The sequence below is a fragment of the Subtercola boreus genome, from assembly GCF_003399645.1.
Lineage (GTDB): Bacteria > Actinomycetota > Actinomycetes > Actinomycetales > Microbacteriaceae > Subtercola > Subtercola boreus_A.
In genome coordinates this window covers 63,728-82,319 of record NZ_NBXD01000002.1, presented here as the reverse complement: position 1 = coordinate 82,319, position 18,592 = coordinate 63,728, and the positions used below count along the sequence as shown (strand labels likewise).

At 66.1% G+C, this 18,592-nt stretch carries 21 protein-coding genes; 15 read left to right on the top strand and 6 right to left on the bottom strand.

Annotated features, from left to right (window positions below; translation table 11 throughout):
• Positions 1-4 precede the first annotated feature (4 nt).
• From B7R24_RS00500 to B7R24_RS00450, 11 genes are all read left to right on the top strand, one after another.
• On the top strand, positions 5-1,537 hold the full coding sequence (locus B7R24_RS00500; protein WP_116417028.1) for a dihydrolipoamide acetyltransferase family protein: 1,533 nt from the start codon (positions 5-7) through the stop codon (positions 1,535-1,537).
• 81 nt (positions 1,538-1,618) lie between these two features.
• Positions 1,619-2,575, top strand: a complete 957-nt coding sequence (locus B7R24_RS00495; RefSeq protein WP_216363581.1) for a metal ABC transporter solute-binding protein, Zn/Mn family — start codon at positions 1,619-1,621, stop codon at positions 2,573-2,575.
• 10 nt (positions 2,576-2,585) lie between these two features.
• Complete coding sequence (locus B7R24_RS00490; protein ID WP_116417027.1) at positions 2,586-3,500, top strand: metal ABC transporter ATP-binding protein; 915 nt, start codon at positions 2,586-2,588, stop codon at positions 3,498-3,500.
• Positions 3,497-4,390, top strand: coding sequence for a metal ABC transporter permease (locus B7R24_RS00485; RefSeq protein ID WP_116417026.1), 894 nt, complete (start codon positions 3,497-3,499; stop codon positions 4,388-4,390). Before B7R24_RS00490 ends, B7R24_RS00485 begins: the two co-directional genes overlap by 4 nt.
• Before the next feature lie 50 nt (positions 4,391-4,440).
• Positions 4,441-4,830 carry a Fur family transcriptional regulator gene (locus tag B7R24_RS00480; RefSeq protein ID WP_116417025.1) on the top strand — a complete coding sequence of 130 codons (390 nt, stop codon included), beginning with the start codon at positions 4,441-4,443 and terminating at the stop codon, positions 4,828-4,830.
• Positions 4,831-5,006: 176 nt separating this feature from the next.
• Positions 5,007-5,243 (top strand): 50S ribosomal protein L28, encoded by a 237-nt coding sequence (rpmB, locus tag B7R24_RS00475; RefSeq protein ID WP_116417024.1) that lies wholly within the window; start codon positions 5,007-5,009, stop codon positions 5,241-5,243.
• Positions 5,243-5,410: a 50S ribosomal protein L33 gene (gene rpmG / locus B7R24_RS00470; RefSeq protein ID WP_104245585.1), complete on the top strand. Its 168-nt coding sequence runs from the start codon at positions 5,243-5,245 to the stop codon at positions 5,408-5,410. Before rpmB ends, rpmG begins: the two co-directional genes overlap by 1 nt.
• A gap of 3 nt (positions 5,411-5,413) precedes the next feature.
• The gene (rpsN, locus tag B7R24_RS00465; protein ID WP_116417023.1) at positions 5,414-5,719 is read left to right on the top strand and encodes a 30S ribosomal protein S14; all 306 of its coding nucleotides are present in this window, start codon (positions 5,414-5,416) and stop codon (positions 5,717-5,719) included.
• 111 nt (positions 5,720-5,830) lie between these two features.
• The gene (locus B7R24_RS00460) at positions 5,831-6,118 is read left to right on the top strand and encodes an HU family DNA-binding protein (RefSeq protein WP_104245587.1); all 288 of its coding nucleotides are present in this window, start codon (positions 5,831-5,833) and stop codon (positions 6,116-6,118) included.
• A gap of 170 nt (positions 6,119-6,288) precedes the next feature.
• Entirely contained in the window at positions 6,289-8,247 is a 1,959-nt protein-coding gene (locus B7R24_RS00455; protein WP_116417022.1) for a cytochrome c oxidase assembly protein, read from the top strand.
• Positions 8,244-9,518: an ATP-dependent DNA helicase gene (locus tag B7R24_RS00450; RefSeq protein WP_253259179.1), complete on the top strand. Its 1,275-nt coding sequence runs from the start codon at positions 8,244-8,246 to the stop codon at positions 9,516-9,518. The genes B7R24_RS00455 and B7R24_RS00450 overlap by 4 nt, the downstream gene beginning before the upstream one ends.
• Positions 9,519-9,562: 44 nt before the next feature.
• On the opposite strand, the gene B7R24_RS00445 is transcribed toward B7R24_RS00450, so the two are convergent.
• Entirely contained in the window at positions 9,563-10,219 is a 657-nt protein-coding gene (locus B7R24_RS00445) for a heme oxygenase (biliverdin-producing) (protein WP_172582646.1), read from the bottom strand.
• A gap of 97 nt (positions 10,220-10,316) precedes the next feature.
• On the opposite strand from B7R24_RS00445, the gene B7R24_RS00440 reads away from it, so the two are divergent.
• Positions 10,317-10,835: a DinB family protein gene (locus tag B7R24_RS00440; protein ID WP_116417021.1), complete on the top strand. Its 519-nt coding sequence runs from the start codon at positions 10,317-10,319 to the stop codon at positions 10,833-10,835.
• A 5-nt stretch (positions 10,836-10,840) separates the two neighbouring features.
• Here the strand turns inward: B7R24_RS00440 and B7R24_RS00435 are convergent, their stop codons facing one another.
• The gene (locus tag B7R24_RS00435; RefSeq protein ID WP_172582645.1) at positions 10,841-11,524 is read right to left on the bottom strand and encodes a dienelactone hydrolase family protein; all 684 of its coding nucleotides are present in this window, start codon (positions 11,522-11,524) and stop codon (positions 10,841-10,843) included.
• Positions 11,521-12,096, bottom strand: a complete 576-nt coding sequence (locus B7R24_RS00430; RefSeq protein WP_116417019.1) for an SRPBCC family protein — start codon at positions 12,094-12,096, stop codon at positions 11,521-11,523. Before B7R24_RS00430 ends, B7R24_RS00435 begins: the two co-directional genes overlap by 4 nt.
• A 121-nt stretch (positions 12,097-12,217) precedes the next feature.
• Here B7R24_RS00430 and B7R24_RS00425 point away from each other — a divergent pair, with 121 nt between their 5' ends.
• A complete protein-coding gene (locus tag B7R24_RS00425) occupies positions 12,218-13,462 on the top strand; it encodes an MFS transporter (protein WP_116417018.1) in 1,245 nt (414 codons plus the stop codon).
• A gap of 50 nt (positions 13,463-13,512) precedes the next feature.
• Here B7R24_RS00425 and B7R24_RS00420 read toward each other — a convergent pair whose 3' ends face one another.
• Both B7R24_RS00420 and B7R24_RS00415 read right to left on the bottom strand, forming a co-directional pair.
• Positions 13,513-16,041, bottom strand: a complete 2,529-nt coding sequence (locus B7R24_RS00420; RefSeq protein ID WP_116417017.1) for a phosphoketolase family protein — start codon at positions 16,039-16,041, stop codon at positions 13,513-13,515.
• On the bottom strand, positions 16,038-16,394 hold the full coding sequence (locus B7R24_RS00415) for a hypothetical protein (RefSeq protein WP_116417016.1): 357 nt from the start codon (positions 16,392-16,394) through the stop codon (positions 16,038-16,040). Before B7R24_RS00415 ends, B7R24_RS00420 begins: the two co-directional genes overlap by 4 nt.
• Before the next feature lie 161 nt (positions 16,395-16,555).
• Here B7R24_RS00415 and B7R24_RS00410 point away from each other — a divergent pair, with 161 nt between their 5' ends.
• Together B7R24_RS00410 and B7R24_RS00405 are read left to right on the top strand one after the other, a co-directional pair.
• On the top strand, positions 16,556-17,467 hold the full coding sequence (locus tag B7R24_RS00410; RefSeq protein WP_116417015.1) for a methyltransferase family protein: 912 nt from the start codon (positions 16,556-16,558) through the stop codon (positions 17,465-17,467).
• 32 nt (positions 17,468-17,499) lie between these two features.
• Positions 17,500-18,141, top strand: a complete 642-nt coding sequence (locus tag B7R24_RS00405) for an alpha-ketoglutarate-dependent dioxygenase AlkB (RefSeq protein WP_116417014.1) — start codon at positions 17,500-17,502, stop codon at positions 18,139-18,141.
• On the opposite strand, the gene B7R24_RS00400 is transcribed toward B7R24_RS00405, so the two are convergent.
• Positions 18,098-18,562, bottom strand: coding sequence for a hypothetical protein (locus B7R24_RS00400; RefSeq protein WP_116417013.1), 465 nt, complete (start codon positions 18,560-18,562; stop codon positions 18,098-18,100). The genes B7R24_RS00405 and B7R24_RS00400 overlap by 44 nt on opposite strands.
• Positions 18,563-18,592 lie beyond the last annotated feature (30 nt).

Sequence of the window (18,592 nt, the reverse complement as noted above, 5' to 3'; positions counted from 1 at the left end):
TGACATGAGTGATTCCCTGTTTAGACTGCCTGACGTGGGCGAGGGTCTGACCGAGGCGGAGATCGTCTCGTGGCGGGTCACCGCCGGCGAGACCATCTCGATCAACCAGGTCATCGTCGAGATCGAGACGGCGAAGTCGCTCGTCGAGCTGCCGTCGCCTTTCGAGGGTGTGGTGGGCGAGATCATGGTCGACGAAGGGATGACCGTGGAGGTCGGCACGCCGATCATCCGGGTCACCTCCAGCGGCATCCTGCCCGGGGAGGGGGCCGCTGTCGGGGCTGCAGGCGGTACGGCGGTCCAGGCCCTGCCGGGCGCTTCCCAGGTCGCGGCCGAGGCCCTGCCCGCCGTCACCGCTGCTGCGCCCGCCGCGCCCGCTTCATCCGGTGCGCCCGCTGCTCCCGCCGCTTTGCGGCCCAGTGCCGAACCGCAGGAGGCGGCGGGTGCCGTTCTCGTCGGATACGGAACAAAGAGCCACGTCATCAGCCGTCGACGCACCCGCGGTGCGTCCAAGCCCGCGCAGGGCGCTGCCCTCACCTCCCCCGCCTCGCCATCCGCCGGTTCTGCTCCCTCTGCTCCGACGGGTGTTGCGGGCGGCCCCACGCCGGCGGGCCACAGTGGCGCCTCGACCCCGGTCGCAACCCGGCCGATCGGCTCGTCCTCCCCCGCGATCACCGGTCTGCCGGTCATCGCGAAGCCTCCCATCCGCAAGCTCGCGAAAGACCTCGACGTGAAGCTCGCCGAAGTCACCCCGACGGGCCTCATCGGCGACATCACCCGCGACGACGTCATTCGGCACGCTTCACAGGCCAAGGTCTTCCACAACATCGAGACCCCGCAGTGGGCCGAAGAGCGTGAGGAGCGCATCCCCGTCAAGGGCGTTCGCAAACAGATCGCCCGTTCGATGGTGCAGAGCGCATTCACCGCGCCGCACGTGAGCCTCTTCGTCGACGTGGATGCGACGCGAACGATGGAGTTCGTCAAGCGTCTGCGCACCTCCGCCGACTTCGCCGGCGTGAAAGTGAACCCTCTCCTGATCATCGCCAAGGCGATCATCTGGGCGGTGCGACGCAACCCGATGGTGAACTCCGCCTGGACCGACAAGGAGATCATCGTTCGCAACTACGTGAACCTCGGCATCGCGGCCGCCACTCCCCGCGGCCTGCTGGTGCCGAACCTCAAGGAGGCCCAGTCGATGACGCTCCTCGAGCTCGCGTCGGCCCTCGAGAACCTTACGCTGACGGCCCGTGAGGGCCGCACGACGGCGGGTGACATGGCTGACGGAACGATCACGATCACCAACATCGGTGTCTTCGGCATGGACACCGGAACCCCCATCCTCAATCCCGGCGAGGTGGCGATCGTCGCTCTCGGAACGATCAAGCAGCGGCCCTGGGTCGTCGACGGCGAGGTGCGGCCCCGCTTCGTGACCACGCTCGGCGCGAGCTTCGACCACCGGGTGGTCGACGGAGACGTCGCCAGCCGGTTCCTGGCCGATGTTGCGGCGATCGTGGAGGAACCCGCCCTGCTGCTCGACTGACCACACCGATGGTGGGTGTCTGTCGATGGTGGGTGTCTATCGGTTTTGACAATCATTATCAATAAGACCTAGCATCGTGTCATGAGCTTCCGTGCATCCGCCGCCCGAACCGCCGCCGTCTCGTTGTCCGTGGTGATGGCCGTCACGCTTGCCGGGTGCTCCCCAGCAGCGACGGGCCAGGCCGCCGGCCAGCCTGCAGACACCACCGGCGCGGGTTCCTCCACCCCGATCGCGATCGTCGCTTCGACCAATGTCTGGGGTGACATCGTCGCCCAGGTCGGGGGAGACCGGGTTTCCGTCACCTCGCTCATTGACGACCCGGCCAAAGACCCGCACGAGTACGAAGCCGACGCCCAGAACCAGCTCGCTCTCTCGAAAGCGGCGATCGTGGTCGAGAACGGGGGAGGGTATGACGACTTCGTCGACACGATGATCGCAAGCGCGAACAACTCGAAGGCCGTCGTACTGAACGCCGCGGAGATCTCGGGATACGACCTCGAACCCAGCACAGGGGAGTTCAACGAGCACCTCTGGTACGACTTTCCGACCGTCTCGAAGGTGGTCGACCAGGTCGCGAGCAGCCTGGGCTCGCTCGACGCCGCCGACGCTTCGACATTCACGGCCAACGCCACGGCATTCAAGGCCAAGCTCGACGCCCTCATCAGCACCGAGAACACCCTGAAGTCCCAGTACGCCGGCAGGGGAGCGGCGATCACCGAGCCGGTTCCGCTGTACATGCTCGACGCCATCGGCCTGGTAGATAAGACGCCCGCCGAGTTCAGCGGGGCCATCGAAAGTGGTACGGATGTCGCGCCCGACGTTCTCGCCCAGACGCTCGCCCTCTTCAGCGGAGACCGGGTGAGTGTTCTCGCCTACAACTCCCAGACCAGCGGGCCGCAGACCGAGGCGGTGCTCGCGGCGGCCACCGCCGGCAACGTGCCCGCGGTTGCGGTGACGGAGACCCTGCCCGACGCAATGAGCTACATCGACTGGATGACGGCGAACCTCGCGGCGCTGTCGAGCGCGCTTTCGCAGTAATCTTCGCTAGATGACTTCCTCGAGACCTCCTTCCGGTGTGTCCGGTTCCACCGTTTCTGCAGGGCCTGACGGTGGCGTGCTGGCACTTCGGGCGGCGGCACTGCGCTTCGGGGACCGCACGCTCTGGAGCGGCCTGGACCTCGACGTTCGGTCGGGTGAGTTCATCGCCGTGATCGGAGCGAACGGGTCGGGCAAGACCAGTCTTCTGAAGGTCATCCTGGGGCAGCAGAGGCTGAGCTCGGGATCGGCGACCTTTCTGGGCGCTCCCCTTCGTCGGGGCAACCGCCGGATCGGCTACATTCCCCAGCAGAAACTCGCCGACGACGGAACGCCCCTGCGGGCGCGCGACCTCGTGGGCCTCGGCTTGAGTGGTCATCGCTTCGGCATTCCACTGCCCTCGACCCTCAGGCGACGCCGAGTCGACGCGTTGCTCGCCTCTGTGGGGGCGGAGGACTACGCCAATGCACCGATCTCGTCTCTTTCGGGCGGGGAGCAGCAGCGCTTGCGTGTCGGACAGGCGCTCGCCGGAGACCCCCGACTGCTGTTGTGCGATGAGCCTCTCCTCTCCCTCGATCTGAACTATCAGCGCGCCGTGAGCGAGCTGATCGATGCGCAGCGCCGACAGCGAGACCTCGGCGTGCTCTTCGTGACCCACGACATCAACCCCGTGCTCAACATGGTCGACCGGGTGCTCTACCTCGCCAACGGAGCATTTCGCATCGGTACACCCGACGAAGTGCTGCAGTCACACGTTCTGTCGGAGCTGTACGGTTCTGCGGTCGACGTGTTCCGCAGTCGGGGCCGGGTCATCGTCTCGGGGACCCCCGAGGAAGCCCACGCTCACCTTCATGAGGCACGTGGTGGTCGTGACAGTCTCGGAGAGAAGGGCGGCTTCGGCGGTTCGAACAAGAGGGTGCCGTCGTGACGGTCGCCGACAGCGACCTCTGGCCGCAGCTGTTCAATTTTCAGAACTACGGCGAGCTTCTCGTGCTGCTGCAGAACTCGATCATCGCCGGAGCGATTCTCGGCCTGGTCGGCGGTCTGATCGGCGTGTTCGTCATGTCGCGGGACATGGCCTTCGCCGTGCACGGCATCAGCGAGCTGTCGTTCGCCGGGGCATCCGCCGGTCTGCTCTTCGGCGTGGGTGTCGTGGAGGGCTCCCTGATCGGTTCTCTGGTGGCGGCCGCCCTGATCGGGCTTCTGGGAACGCGGGCCCGCGATCGAAATTCGATCATTGCCGTGCTCATGCCCTTCGGCCTCGGTCTCGGCATTCTCTGCCTGGCGCTGTATCCCGGTCGCACCGCGAACAAGTTCGGCCTCCTGACGGGCCAGATCGTCGCCGTCGACAACCCCCGGTTGGGCTCCTTGATCGCCATCTCGATCGTGGTCATCGTCGGCCTCGCCGTGGTCTGGCGGCCCCTCATGTTCGCGAGCGTCGACGCCGACGTGGCTGCGGCGCGCGGTGTTCCCACCCGGTTCCTGTCGCTGTACTTCATGGTTCTCCTCGGTCTTGCGGTCGCGGTCTCTGTGCAGATCGTCGGTTCGCTGCTGGTGCTGTCGATTCTGGTGACGCCGGCCGCGGCAGCACTGCGGCTCTCGTCGTCGCCCGTTCTTGTTCCGCTTTTCAGCACGGTCTTCGCCGTCGTGTCACTGGTCGGAGGCATCCTCCTCGCGCTCGGTGGCTCGGTGCCGATCAGTCCCTACGTGACCACGATCTCCTTTCTCATCTACGTGGTCTGCCGGGTCGTGCAGGCGGTACGAAAGCGGCATGGCAATACTGGCCGCACAGCTGGTCGGGCCCTCCCGCAGAGCTAAAGTTGTGGAGAACCCGACGTGAACCGCCTTTGTGCAGGAGAGGAGTAACGATGAAGCGCAACACCTGGCAGCGCGAAGCTGTGCGCACGGCCCTCTCCACGCAGGTGGGTTTCGTCAGCGCGCAGAACCTGCACTCCGACCTTCGGGGGGCCGGTTCGCACATCGGCTTGGCGACGGTCTATCGGGCCCTCGGTGACCTCGCCACCGAGGGCGAAGCCGATTCGCTGCAGTCGCCCGAGGGTGAGAGCCTCTATCGGGCGTGCTCGACGGGCCACCACCATCACCTGATCTGCCGGGGATGCGGACTGACGGTCGAGATCGAAGCCGACGACGTCGAGGTGTGGGCCCAGAGCGTGGCACGCCAGCACGGTTTCTCGCAGGCGGAACACGTCGTCGACGTCTTCGGGTACTGCTCGGCGTGTGTGCCGGCGGTCGGCTGAGCCTGCCCTCTCGATTGCTGCACAGCGCGAGGTGGTGCTAGGCTTGCTCGTTGGTCGGCGGTATCTCCGTCTGCCTTTGTATGCGCATCCCCCCTCTGCACCATTCGCGGGTGATGACGCATGCCGACAAGAGAACTTGGGTAGAGCATCCGCTCTACGGTAATTGGAGGAAAACCATGGCCGCAGTGTGCCAGGTGACTGGAGCCGTTCCCGGCTTCGGGCACAACATTTCGCACTCGCACCGACGCACCAAGCGTCGTTTCGACCCGAATGTGCAGAAGAAGACCTACTACGTTCCGTCGCTCCGACGGAACGTCAACCTGACCCTTTCGGCCAAGGGCATCAAAGTCATTGATGCTCGCGGTATCGAAGCGGTCGTCAAAGAGATTCTGGCTCGTGGGGTGAAGATCTAATGGCAAAAGCACAAGACGTACGCCCGATCATCAAGCTGCGCTCGACCGCCGGAACCGGGTACACCTACGTGACCCGCAAGAACCGTCGCAACAACCCCGACCGCCTCGTACTGAAGAAGTACGACCCGGTCATCCGCAAGCACGTCGACTTCAGAGAGGAGCGGTAACACATGGCTAAGACAAGCAAGATCGCGAAAAACGAGCAGCGCAAGGTCATCGTTGCGCGCTGGGCAACCAAGCGCCTCGAACTGAAGAAGGCCCTCGTCGACCTCAACGGAACCGACGAGTCGCGCGAAGCCGCTCGCGTGGGGCTGCAGAAGCTCCCCCGCGACGCCTCTCCCATCCGCGTGCGCAACCGTGACGCCGTCGACGGTCGCCCCCGTGGCCACCTCTCGAACTTCGGCATCTCGCGCGTGCGCTTTCGCGAGATGGCGCACCGGGGCGAGTTGCCCGGTATCACGAAGTCAAGCTGGTAGGTTACCCTCGCGGCACCGCTTGCGCGCAGGCGGTGCCCCATCAGCACAACAGATCGATAGTTCTACACAAGTTGCTGCACACGCAGCAGGATGGTCCGAGGAGGACACTAAATGGCTGACAAGTCACTGAACAAGACCGAGCTCGTCGCTGCCGTCGCCGCTTCATCTGGCCAGACGCAGACTGCTGTCAACGAGGTACTCGACTCGCTGTTCGCAACCCTCGCCGACTCGGTGTCGAACGGCGTGAAGGTCACGATCCCGGGTTGGATCGCCGTCGAGCGCACGTCGCGTGCCGCCCGCACGGGCCGCAACCCGCAGACCGGCGAGGCCATCGAGATCGCCGCAGGCAACTCGGTCAAGATCAGCGCCGGCAGCAAGCTGAAGGCAGCCGTCAAGTAGTCATCGCTCAGATCACGAAGAGGGCCTCCGACAATTTGTCGGGGGCCCTTCTTCGTGCGCGGGCGACGGCGGGCTCCGGATGCTCCTCCACAGGTTGCTGGTTTGCAACAGTTCTTCCACAGGGGCCTTGCAGGGCGGGGTTCACAGGTGCGCTGACGTAGGGTTGACGGGTGCCGAAACTGATCCGTGTCATCGGCCCGGCGGCGCTCGCCGGGGTGGCATTCGTCGCGCTCATTCTCGGGCTGGAATTCGGCGGCGGAGCGACCGCGCTGCTGCTGGCAGACCCCGGCCCCCTCGTGCGCTTCGGGCTGCCGATCGCGACGATGTTCGTGAACCTCAGCGCCGCGCTCACCATCGGTGCGCTCGTGCTGGCTCTGTTCGTCCTGCGCTCCGACAAACCCGAGTTCGGGCGTGCCCTCGATGCGGCAGCCGCGGGTGCTGCGCTGCTCACGGTCACGTCCGCCGCCACCGGCTTCCTCAGTTTTCTGAACGTCACCTCCTCGTCGGCCAGTCTCGACTCGAAGTTCGGCGAGATCCTCGGGCAGTTCCTCGTGGCGGTGCCGCTTGGTCAGGCCTGGCTCGAGACGACGCTGCTCGCCGCTGCGGTGACGGTGCTGTGCTTCGCCGTGCGCAACCTCACGGCCCTGGCGTTCGTCGCGGGACTTGCCGTGCTCACCCTCGTGCCGATGGCGCAGCAGGGTCATGCCGCAGGCACCGACGGGCATGACGCGGCCATCACCGCTCTCTTCCTGCACATCCTCTTCGCCGCCGTGTGGCTGGGCGGTCTCCTGGTGCTCGCACTGCTCTCCCGGCAGCTCGACAACAAGCGACTCGTCGAGATCGTCACCCGCTATTCGAGCATCGCACTCGTCTGCTTCATCGTCGTGGCGGCATCCGGCTACGTCAGCGCAGAGCTACGGATCGGGTCGCTCGACCGACTGCTGACGCCCTACGGCATCCTCGTGCTGGTCAAGGTCGGGGCACTGATCGTGCTCGGCCTCATCGGCGCGATGTACCGGCGGCTGCTGATCCGGGGTCTCGCCGACGGCGCCGGCCGGCTCACCTTCTGGAAGGTGGTCATAGCCGAGCTCGTCTTCATGGGCGTCGCCTCGGGCGTCGCGGTGGCTCTGGCGCGCACGGCGACCCCCATTCCCGAGGTGCTGCCGACCGCAGCGACGCCGGCAGAGCTCCTCACCGGCTCTCCGCTTCCGGTCGAGCTCACCTACGGCAACTTCTTCACTGCGTGGAACTTCGATCTGCTCTGGGTCCTGGTCTGCGGTTTCGGCATCTTCTTCTACGTCGCCGGCGTCGTGCGGCTCAAGAAGCGTGGCGATTCGTGGCCGCTGCACCGCACCATCCTCTGGGTGCTGGGTATGCTTCTGCTTCTGTTCGTCACCAACGGGTTCATGAACGTGTACGAGAAGTACCTCTTCAGCATCCACATGCTCGGGCACATGATCCTGGCCATGATGATCCCCATCCTGTTGGTGTCGGCGGGCCCGGTGACGCTGGCGATGCGCTCCATCCGCAAGCGCACCGACGGAACACGGGGAGGCCGCGAGTGGATCCTGCTCGCGGTGCACTCGAAGATCGGCAACTTCCTCTCTAACCCGATCGTCGCGGCGGCGCTCTTCGCCACCAGCCTGCTGACGTTCTACTACACCCCCCTGTTCCGCTGGGCCACGACCGACCACATCGGGCACGAGTGGATGATCGTGCACTTCCTGATCGTCGGGTATCTCTTCGCCCAGGCGCTGATCGGGGTCGACCCCGTCCCCTACAAGCTGCCGTACCCCTTCCGGCTGGTGCTCCTCCTGGCCACCATGGCGTTCCACGCCTTCTTCGGGCTGAGTCTCATGACCGGTTCGGGGCTGCTGCTCGCCGACTGGTACGGGTCGATGGGCAGGCCGTGGGGGGCGAGCGCCATCGGTGACCAGCAGGCAGGCGGCGGTATCGCCTGGAGCATCGGCGAGATTCCGACCATCATCCTGGCGATCGCCGTGGCCATCCAGTGGGGGCGCAACGATACCAAGGAGACGAAGCGTCTCGACCGCAACGCTGACCGCACGAACGATGCAGAGCTGACCGAGTACAACCGGATGCTGGAGCGATTGGGCAGCAGGCCGTGACCGCCCCGGCCGGTGCGAAGGTGCTTTCGGCCGAACAGCAGAAGGTCTTCGAGCTCATCGAGGGCACGAAGAAGCACGTGTTCGTCACGGGGCGGGCGGGTACGGGTAAGTCGACGCTCCTGAACCATCTCGCCTGGAACACCGATAAGCAGCTCGTCATCTCGGCTCCGACGGGAGTTGCTGCGCTGAACGTCGGTGGCCAGACCATCCATTCGCTGTTCCGGCTGCCGATCGGCGTGATCGCCGACCACGATATCGAGCAGAACGCCGAGGTGCGCAAGCTCCTCAACACGATCGACACCCTGGTCATCGACGAGGTCTCGATGGTGAACGCCGACCTGATGGATGCGATCGACAGGAGCCTGCGGCAGGCACGGCAGCGGCCGCTGGAGGCATTCGGCGGGGTGCAGATCGTGCTGTTCGGCGATCCGTACCAACTCGCGCCCGTGCCCGGCGACGCCGACGAACGGGCGTACTTCGCCGATCACTACGCCTCGATGTGGTTCTTCGATGCCAAGGTCTGGCAGGAGGCCCAGCTCAACATCGTCGAACTCACCGAGATCCACCGCCAGCGCGACGACGACTTCAAGTTCATGCTGAACGCCGTGCGGCACGGAATGGTGACGAAGGAGATCGCCGACGTTCTGAACGGTGCGGGTGCCCGCACGCCACCGCACGACGGAACGATCACCCTGGCTACCCGCAACGACTCGGTCAATCGCATCAATGCCGAAGCGCTGAAGCGTTTGAAGGGGGCGGTGAAGACGGCCAGGGCGGAGGTCTCGGGCGACTTCGGCGGGCGCAACTTTCCGGCCGACGAGAGCCTCGAGCTGAAGGCCGGGGCGCGGGTGATGTTCCTCCGAAACGACTCGGAGCAGCGCTGGGTGAACGGCACGGTGGGCACGGTGACGAAGATCGCCGGCTCGGTGTGGGTCGAGGTCGACGGCACGGTGCACGAAGTGGAACCGGTGAGCTGGGAGAAGTACAAATACTCCTACTCTGCGACGAGCAAAGAACTGAAGAAAGATGTCGTGGGGGAGTTCACCCAGTTCCCACTGCGGTTGGCGTGGGCCGTCACGATTCACAAGTCGCAGGGCAAGACCTACGATTCGGCGATCGTCGACCTCGGCGCCCGCGTGTTCAGCTCCGGACAGACCTATGTGGCACTCAGCCGCCTGACCTCACTGGAGGGGCTGTACCTCACTCGCCCGCTCCGCCCGGCCGACATGATCGTCGACGGAGCAGTGCAGCGATTCATGCGGCGCGCCTGAGAAACGGCGCGACCGGATTCGGGACAGCGGAGTTTCACACCCCGTCAGGCCGCTGCGGCTGCTGCCTTGGCGTCTTTCAGATCGACGAAGAGATCGGTGTTGAACGCGTAGGCGACGAGAACCTCGTCGATCACGCGCTCACGCTCTCGTTCGTTCCAGCCGACCGCGTCGAGTTGCGCGCGGTAGGTCACTTTGAACTCACGCGGTGCAGCGATGTCGGCGAACAGGTAGAAGCCGACACCATTCGTCTCGAACCCGAACCGCTTCTGCATCAGCGTGCGGATGAACTGGCCGCCCGACAGGTCGCCGAGGTAGCGCGTGTAGTGGTGGGCGATGAACCCACCGCTCCAGGTCGCTGCAACCTGCCTGATGCGTTCGACATACCGCGCGGTAGTGGGGAGCGGAGTGATCTGTTCGGCCCAGTCGTCACCGAGGAGGAAGCTCAGATCGGCGGTGATGGCGGGGAGGCGAGTGAGTTTGGGGGAGATGAAGGCGGCTGCCACGGCATCGTTCTTCATGCGCTCGGCAGCGGCCTCGATGGCCTCGTAGATGAAGAAGTGCTGGGCGACGAGGGCGATGTAGTCGTCACGATCGCCTCGGCCGTTCATCAGATCGGTCATGAAGCCGGCACCGTCACCGTTGCCCTGGCCAGACCACGTGCGCTCGCGAAGGGCCTCCGAGAAGGAAATCACGTTCATCATCAGCACTCCCAAGTAAGCCTGCCCTTACCTTAGTCGACCGAACCCCACGGGCGTCAGTGCGGAGACGAAATGGTCTGTTGCCTCCTAGGCTGAGGCCATGGCTATCGTTCCCGACACGAAGAACTGGACCTGGGTGCTCGAACGCGAGTGCCCGGAATGCGGTTTCGACTCCTCTGCCACGGCTGCGACTGACGTGCCGTCGCTGATCAGGCAGAACGTTGTGGCCTGGCCTGCCGTACTCGAACGGTCGACCGTCACAGAGCGGCCCGACGAGACGACCTGGTCCGATCTGGAGTACGCCGCCCACGTTCGCGACGTGTTCCGCATCTTTCGCACGCGCCTGGGGCTGATGCTCGAAAAGGACGATCCGGCGTTCCCCGACTGGGATCAGGATGTCACGGCCATCGAAGACCGCTACAACGAACAGGACCCAGCAACGGTCCGCGCCGAACTCATCGAGGCGGGCGAGGCGGTGGCCCGGGCGTTCGAAGCGGTTCCGCCGGGCGACTGGCAGCGCACCGGCCGCCGCGGCGATGGGTCGGGCTTCACCGTCGAGACCCTGGCCCGCTACTTCATCCACGACCCCGTGCACCACCTGCACGATGTGCGGGGCTGATCGCTTCAGTCAGCCAGCTGTTCCTGTAGGAAGTTCGTCGCCCGGGCGAACGCCAGTGCCGCGGCGTTCCTGTCGAGCCGCTCCACCAGAGTGGCGTTGGCGAAGATGTCTTCTGTGCCCGAGTAGATGTACCGGGTCACCGGCGTGCCCATCTCCTTCAGACGACTGACGAACAGGTCGGTCTCATGGCCGGTACCCCAGTCGCCGAGGTCTGAGTAGTTCAGGAGCACCGGGCACGGAATGATGCCGGATTCGTGTTCGCTGAGCCCGCCGGCGTAGGCGACGACCGCGTCGACGCTGCCCGACTGCGCGGACTGCAACCCCAGCCAGCCGCCGAGCTCGAAGCCGATGAGGCCCACCTTGCTGCTCGTCGAATGGATGCTCGCGTCAGGCGCGCCGTCGAATCCGTGGCCCCGGCCGAGCTCCACAGCATCATCGATGGCAGCGAGGGCGAAGCCGAGGTCCATCGCCTCTCGCAGCTCGTTGGCACTCGGCAGGTCGATCGTCGCGAGGCCGTTGAAGAGGTCGGGAACGACGACGTAGAAATCGCGTTTGGCGAGGGCCGCCGCATAGGACTCGAGGTAGGGCAAGCGGCCGAAGCGGTCGTGCACGATCACCACCGACGGGTGCCCCGGGGAGCCGAATGTCAACGGCCAGCCGGGCGACGGGATGTCGATGAACTGGCTCACGGGAGGTCGGGCCCCGAAGGGGACGAGAACGCGGCGGCGGCAGCGGCTTTCGATTCACGGCGTGCTTCGACGATCGCGCGGAGGCAGGCCGCCATGCCGCGCCGCATGTACCGCATCCAGAGGGGCCCGATGAGGTGCTTCATGATGAAACGGCGACCCGGAAGCGGGCGGTACCCGTAGGTCCAGGTGATGTGGGTGCGTCCCGTCGAACCGTGTGCATAGGTCCACCGGGCGACACCGTCCGACACGATGCCGCCGAGGATGCCCGTGAAGGCCGACACGTCGTAGTCGAAGTGGCCCGCGGCATCCGGAGCCGTCCCACCAGGACGCTCGAAGCGCACGATCTGCTCGCGGAACGAGCCGCCGTCAGAGAGCTTGACGGTGCGCGAGGCACCGGGATGGTCGTACTCGCCACCCTCGAAGTCGACGATGTCGACGACCGCGGGCAGGACCTTCAGGTAGCCCGTGAAGAGAGTGGTGTCGTCGCGGGGAACGACGACATCGAATGCGGTGGGCGGCGGCGAGAAACTCACACCGACCACGGTGAACATGATCAGTTCTTCGTGCTTCATGGCTCTCCCAGCAGATGTCGCGGTTGATCGATTCTACGGTGCCGCAGTCTAAACTGATGGTGTTGCTCCGAGTCGCCGGCAGGCTTTCCTGCCTTCGGAGCTGCGGGGCAGCGGGGTTCGCATGACGGCCGGCTCCGCCCATCGATCATCGGGCGTGCGGTTGCTTGGTTCATATACCGACATCCTCGCCGTGCCGGGTGCCCGGCGCTTCGCCCTTGCCGGATGGCTCGGCCGGTTCGCGCGGTCCACGAGCGGTATTGCCACCATTCTGCTGGTTTCGGCCGAGACTGGCAGCTTCACGCTCGCCGGTGCGGTTGCCGGCGCCATTGTGCTCGGGATCGCCGTGGGCGGCCCGCTGTGGTCGAGGGCTGCGGATGCCCGGGGCCAGGCCAGGGTCATTCCGTTCAGTCTGGCCATCACCGTCGTCTGGGCCGGCGCGCTCGCGGCTGTCGTCGTTCTCAGGGCGCCGGTCTGGAGTTGGTTCGCCTGCGCATTTCTGCTCGGGGCTAGCTCGATCGATATGGGATCGCTGGTGCGCACCCGGTGGCGCGGCCTGCTCGGATCCCAGGCAGAGCGGCACACCTCCCTCGCCTTCGAGGCCGTGATGGACGAGCTCGTGTTCGTGGTGGGGCCGCCGGTCGTCACGCTGATCGCGGCGACGGCCGGCCCGCTCTCCGGACTTCTCGCCGGAATCGTCGCCACGGTGGTCGGGGGAACCTGGTTGTGGGCCCAGCGGAAGACCACGCCGACAGTGGTCGTTCGCGATACGATCGTCGGTCGGCGGCGGGCTCGGTGGCGCCTGCCCGCGGGGGTACTCGGAATGCTGCCCGTCTATCTCGCGGTGGGCGTCGTCTTCGCGTCGATCGATGTCGGTGCCGTCGGAGTGGCGCGGGAGGCCGGGCAGACCTGGCTCGCCGGCATCATCCTCGGGGTGTTCGCCGTCGGCAGCGTCGGCGCGGGTCTCGCTTTCGGTCCGCTCAGTGTGCGGTGGCCGCCGGCCACCCGTGTGCTCGCCTCGACCGTCGCGTACGCGGTCGTCGTACCGTGCCTGCTCCTTCTGCAGACGCCGGTGGCGATCGCCAGCGTCATCTTCGTCGCCGGGCTGGTGACCACGCCGGTGCTCATCTCGGGCACGTCACTGATCGCCGGACTGGTCGACGATGCCCGGCTGACGGAAGCGCTGACCTGGCCGTCCATCGGTCTCTCTGTCGGTGTGACGCTCGGCGGGGCCATCACGGGGCTTGTCATCGACAGGGGCACGGCCTTCAGTGCCTTTCTGGTCTCTGCGGTCGCGGCCGTCGCGGTCGGGGTCTTCGGCACGCTTTGCGGGTTGCGCGAACGCCGGCGCCCCAGGGCATCGCGCTGACCGACGATGTTCCCGGGACGCCGGGCGCCGCCCGTGTCCTGGCCGGCGCGCTAGGCCACAGCGTTGTCTCCACCGGTGTCATCGGCCATCGTGCTCTGCTGCGAGATGCCGGTGGCGGGGCCGGCCGACCAGCTCCAGTCGGCCACCTCGGGAATGTCTTCGCCGTGTTCGCGGGTATATGCCCGGGCGCGCATACGGGCATCCTGCATCTCCTGGCGGAGCGATGCAGCGCGCACCGCGAGCCCGGGAACACGGTCGATCACGTCGATGACCAAATGGTACCGGTCGAGGTCGTTGAGCATCACCATGTCGAACGGGGTCGTGGTGGTGCCCTCTTCTTTGTAGCCCCTGACGTGCAGGTTGGCGTGCCCCGCACGGCGGTAGGTCAGTCGGTGGATCAGCGAGGGGTAGCCGTGATAGGCGAACACCACGGGCTTCGTCGGCGTGAAGATGGTGTCGAACTCCCGATCGCTCAGGCCGTGCGGATGCTCCGTGGCCGACTGCAGGCGCATCAGGTCGATCACGTTGACGAAGCGCACCGTCAGCTCAGGAAGCTTTTCGCGCAGGATCGACGCTGCGGCAAGTGCCTCGAGGGTCGGAACATCGCCGGCCGACGCCAGGACGACGTCGGGTTCTGTGCCCGGTTGTTCGGTTCCGGCCCATTCCCAGATGCCCAGTCCGCGGGTGCAGTGGGCGACGGCACCGGCCATCGACAGCCAGTTCGGCGCCGGCTGCTTACCCGCGACGACGACGTTGATGTAGTCGACCGAGCGCAGGCAGTGGTCGTACGTCGAGAGAAGGGTGTTCGCATCGACCGGAAGGTAGACGCGAACCACATCGGCCTTCTTGTTGACCATATGGTCGATGAACCCCGGATCCTGGTGGCTGAAGCCGTTGTGATCCTGGCGCCAGACATGCGACGACAGCAGATAGTTCAGGGACGAGATCGAGCGGCGCCAGGGAATCGAACGCGAGACCTTCAGCCACTTCGCGTGCTGGTTCGCCATCGAATCGATGATGTGGATGAATGCTTCGTAGCAGTTGAACAGCCCGTGCCTGCCGGTCAGCAAGTAACCCTCGAGCCAGCCCTCGCACTGGTGCTCGGAGAGCATCTCCATGACTCGGCCCGCCCGGGCGAGATGCTCGTCGACTGGCCAGATGGCACTGTTCCACTGTTTCTCCGTCTGGGCATAGACGCCCTGCAGCCGGTTGGACGCCGTCTCGTCGGGGCCGAAGATGCGGAAGTTGTCGGGGTTCTGCTCGATCACACCGGCCAGCCAGTCGCCGAGCACCTTGGTCGCCGACTCGCTCGTGGCCCCGGGGGAGGGCACCTCGACACCGTGGTTCCGAAAGTCGGGGAGGTCGAGTTCGCGGCGCAGCAGACCACCGTTCGCAAACGGCGTGGCGCTCATCCGCAGCTCACCGGCGGGGGCGAGCGACGTGATCGAAGCGAGGGGGCGGCCTGTTTCGTCGAAGAGCTCTTCGGGCTTGTACGTGTGCATCCAGTCTTCCAGAATGCGGGTGTGCGCCTCGGTGTCCCGGGCATTCGCGAGCGGTACCTGATGGGCACGCCACGTGTTCTCGACCGGCAGGCCGTCGATCTCGGCGGGGCAGGTCCAACCCTTCGGCGTGCGCAGGATGATCATGGGCCAGTTGGGCGTGCCCTCGAGTGTTCCGTCGGCGGCGTGTCGCTTGATCTCGGCGATCTCATTCATCACGAGATCGAGGGTTTCGGCCATCCGTTCGTGAACCAGCAGAGGGTCTTCGCCGTCGAACCCGCCCGAGACCAGATGCGGGTTGTGGCCGTAGCCGCGCATCAGGGCGAGCAACTGCTCCTCAGGCATCCGGGCCAGCACTGTCGGGTTCGCGATTTTGTATCCGTTGAGGTGCAGAATCGGAAGGACAACGCCGTCTTGGGCAGCATTCAGAAACGCGTTCGAATGCCAGCTCGTGGCGAGCGGGCCGGTCTCCGCCTCGCCGTCGCCGACGACGCAGGCCACGAGCAGGTCGGGGTTGTCGAATGCCGCGCCGTAAGCGTGCGAGAGCGAATACCCGAGCTCACCGCCCTCATGGATGCTGCCGGGGGTCTCGGGCGCGTTGTGGCTGGGGATGCCGCCGGGGAACGAGAACTGGCGGAACAGCCGCTGCATGCCTCTCTCGTTCTGGGTGATGGGGGAGTAGACCTCGCTGTAGGTGCCGTCGAGCCAGGCGTTCGCGACCATGCCGGGGCCGCCGTGGCCCGGCCCGGTGATGTAGAGGGTCGCCTGGCTGCGCTGCTGGATGATGCGGTTGAGGTGCGCATAGACGAAGTTCAGCCCCGGGGTGGTGCCCCAGTGTCCGAGCAGGCGCGGTTTGATGTCATCGCGGCTGAGGGGCTCGCGCAGTAGGGGATTGTCGAGCAGGTAGATCTGCCCGATCGAGAGGTAGTTGGCCGCACGCCACCAAGCGTCGACCCGGTGGAGGTCATCGCCTTCGAGCCTCTGGGGTTCCAGGTGGGGCCAGCAGGCGACGCCCGGTGTGATCGCGGCGCGGAAGGCCGTTCCGACGGTGTCGGTCTCGGCTGTACTCGAATGGGTCATGAGATGGCTCCTGGAGTGGTTTGACTTGCCGCGAGCACCAGCACTGCGGCGAGTGCGGTGACGGCCATGAGGATCATGAGGGCTGCGAGGATGCCCAGCCGGGGCCTGCCTCGTCGGGTGACGAGCTGGGTGATGACCATCGAAGCGTAGAGCAGCACGATGACGATCAGGGCAACGGCCGCCAACCCGTGGGGGGTGAACGGAAGAAGGAAGAACAGCACGGCAGCCGAGATCGCGGCGAACAGCCCCCCGACGATCAGCCAGATCCTGCCCGTCGAGGTGGTGAGCGCGGGCTGGCTGGTGACGCGGGTGGGGTCGAGGGGCGCGTGCGGGTCGTGCAGGGGTTCGGGCATGGTTCAGGTCTAGACCACCGGTCGACGAGGCGGTAGCCCCCGCCCCCGAAGGGAACCCGGGCTCGCAGCAGGAATTGCGGTATGGGGGAGGGGGCGCTGATCCCACCCAGGGGCGCGGGTGGGGCGCCGGCCGCACCCGCGGGCGCGGATAGTCTGTGGGCATGAACTGGGGTCGCCGCTACTTCGCTCTGCAGGCCGTTGCGGGAGCGGCTTGGTGGGTCACGGTCTTCGCATCGCCGTGGGTGCGTGAGACCACGCTGGGCGGTCTTCACCCGGTGGCCGTCGCGGCAGTCGACATCCCCCTCTTCGTGATCGCGTCGGCCCTCGCCGCCGGTGGGGTGCGGAGCGCCTCGATCGTCGCAGCCGGGTGGACCCTGCTTGTCGCCGTCGCTCTGGCGGTCTACGCCACACTCACCGCGCAGGCCGGGTGGGGCGTCGTGCTCATGGCGGGCGCAGCCGCCGGGTCGCTGTTCGCACTTGGCCTCGTGCTGTGGGGCCGGGTGCCCACCGAGTGGATCATTCGCGGGCCGTTCGCACCCCGAGTCGCAGTCGCCCGTGCCGGGGCGGGGCGCCATGTCGCCCTGACGTTCGCACAGATCGTCGTCTTCTGGGGCTTCTTCCTGGTTGTGCTTCCCCTTGTCATCGTCGCGCTGGAACGGCGCTGGGCCGTGGGAATCGACCTGCCGTGGCCGGTGACCGCCGCCGGAATCGGCGTTCTCGTACTGGCCAGTGCGCTGGGTATCTGGTCGGCCGTGACGATGTCGACTCTCGGTGACGGCACGCCCCTCCCGTCGGCCACGGCCAACCGGCTTGTCATCGCCGGACCCTACCGGTGGCTTCGCAACCCGATGGCGCTCGCCGGTATCGCCCAGGGTGTCGGCGTGGGGCTCCTCCTCGGCTCCTGGCTTGTCGTCGTCTATGCGCTCGCCGGCTCGCTGGTCTGGAACTACGCCGTCAGGCCGCACGAGGAGGCGGACCTCGAAGCGCGGTTCGGTGACGATTTCATGGCCTACTGCGCCGATGTGCGGTGCTGGATACCCCGGGTACCGTCTGGCCGGCAGCTCACTCACTAGAACATATGTTCGAATCTGGCTAGGCTCGAGCCATGACACTCGCATTCCAATCCTCACTCTTCGATGACCTCGATGGCGACCCCGAGCTCGAGCAGCTGGGTGACAGCGTGCAGAGAATCGAGCTGACCGAGGGTGCCTGGCTCGACATCCGCCCCGGGTGGGTCAGCAATTCGGATGCGCTCTTCGAACGGCTCGCGCAGGAGGTGCCCTGGCAGGCCGACAAACGGGAGATGTACGACCGAGTCGTCGCCGTACCGCGTCTCGTGTCGTGGTTCGGCCCCGACGCGCTGTTTCCCGACCCGGTGCTCGAGAGCGCCCAGGCCGACCTCAATAAGCACTACGGCAGGCCGAAGGACCAGGTCTTCGAGACGGCCGGGCTCTGCTTCTATCGCACAGGCGATGACAGCGTGGCGTGGCACGGCGACCGGGTCGGGCGCGCCATCGACCGCGACACTATGGTGGCCATCGTCTCGGTGGGCGCGGCACGTACCCTCTCGCTGCGGCCGAAGGCCGGTGGGGAGACCCAGCGCTTCGCTCTCGGTCATGGCGATCTGCTGGTGATGGGTGGCAGTTGCCAGCGCACCCACGAGCACGCGATCCTGAAGACCAAGCAGGCTGTCGGCCCACGCATCAGCATCCAGTTTCGACCGCACTGGAAGCGGCTGTCGGCGTGACCGCGCCATAGTCGGCCGGGCTGAGCAGTGTGACACCGCGGGTGTGGCTGAGGAGCTGGGCCCGCAATCGCACTCCGCGCCGTAGGCAGTTCTCCGCGAGCGCGCGAGCCCAGACGGTGTCGGGTTCTGCGAGCCTCCCTCGGCCGGGCCTCTCCCAGACGAGGATCAGCTGGCTGGCGTCAGCGATGTCGAGGATACCCGCGAGGCGACTCACGAGCACGTCGGTCTCGGTGCGATCGGGCACTGGTGGTAGATCGTCGAGCGGAATGACGATCGGAACGTGATTGTGCAGGTCGTCGAGCATCATCAGCCAGAGTTGGCGTCTGGCGGCTGTTCCGATCACCCGAAGTGCGCGGTCTTCGATCTGCGTGTCGGTGGTCAGGGGGTCATGGAGTGCCTTCTCGGCGGTTCGTGTGTTCATACCGAGAAGACTGGCTCCCCGCAGCCCGCC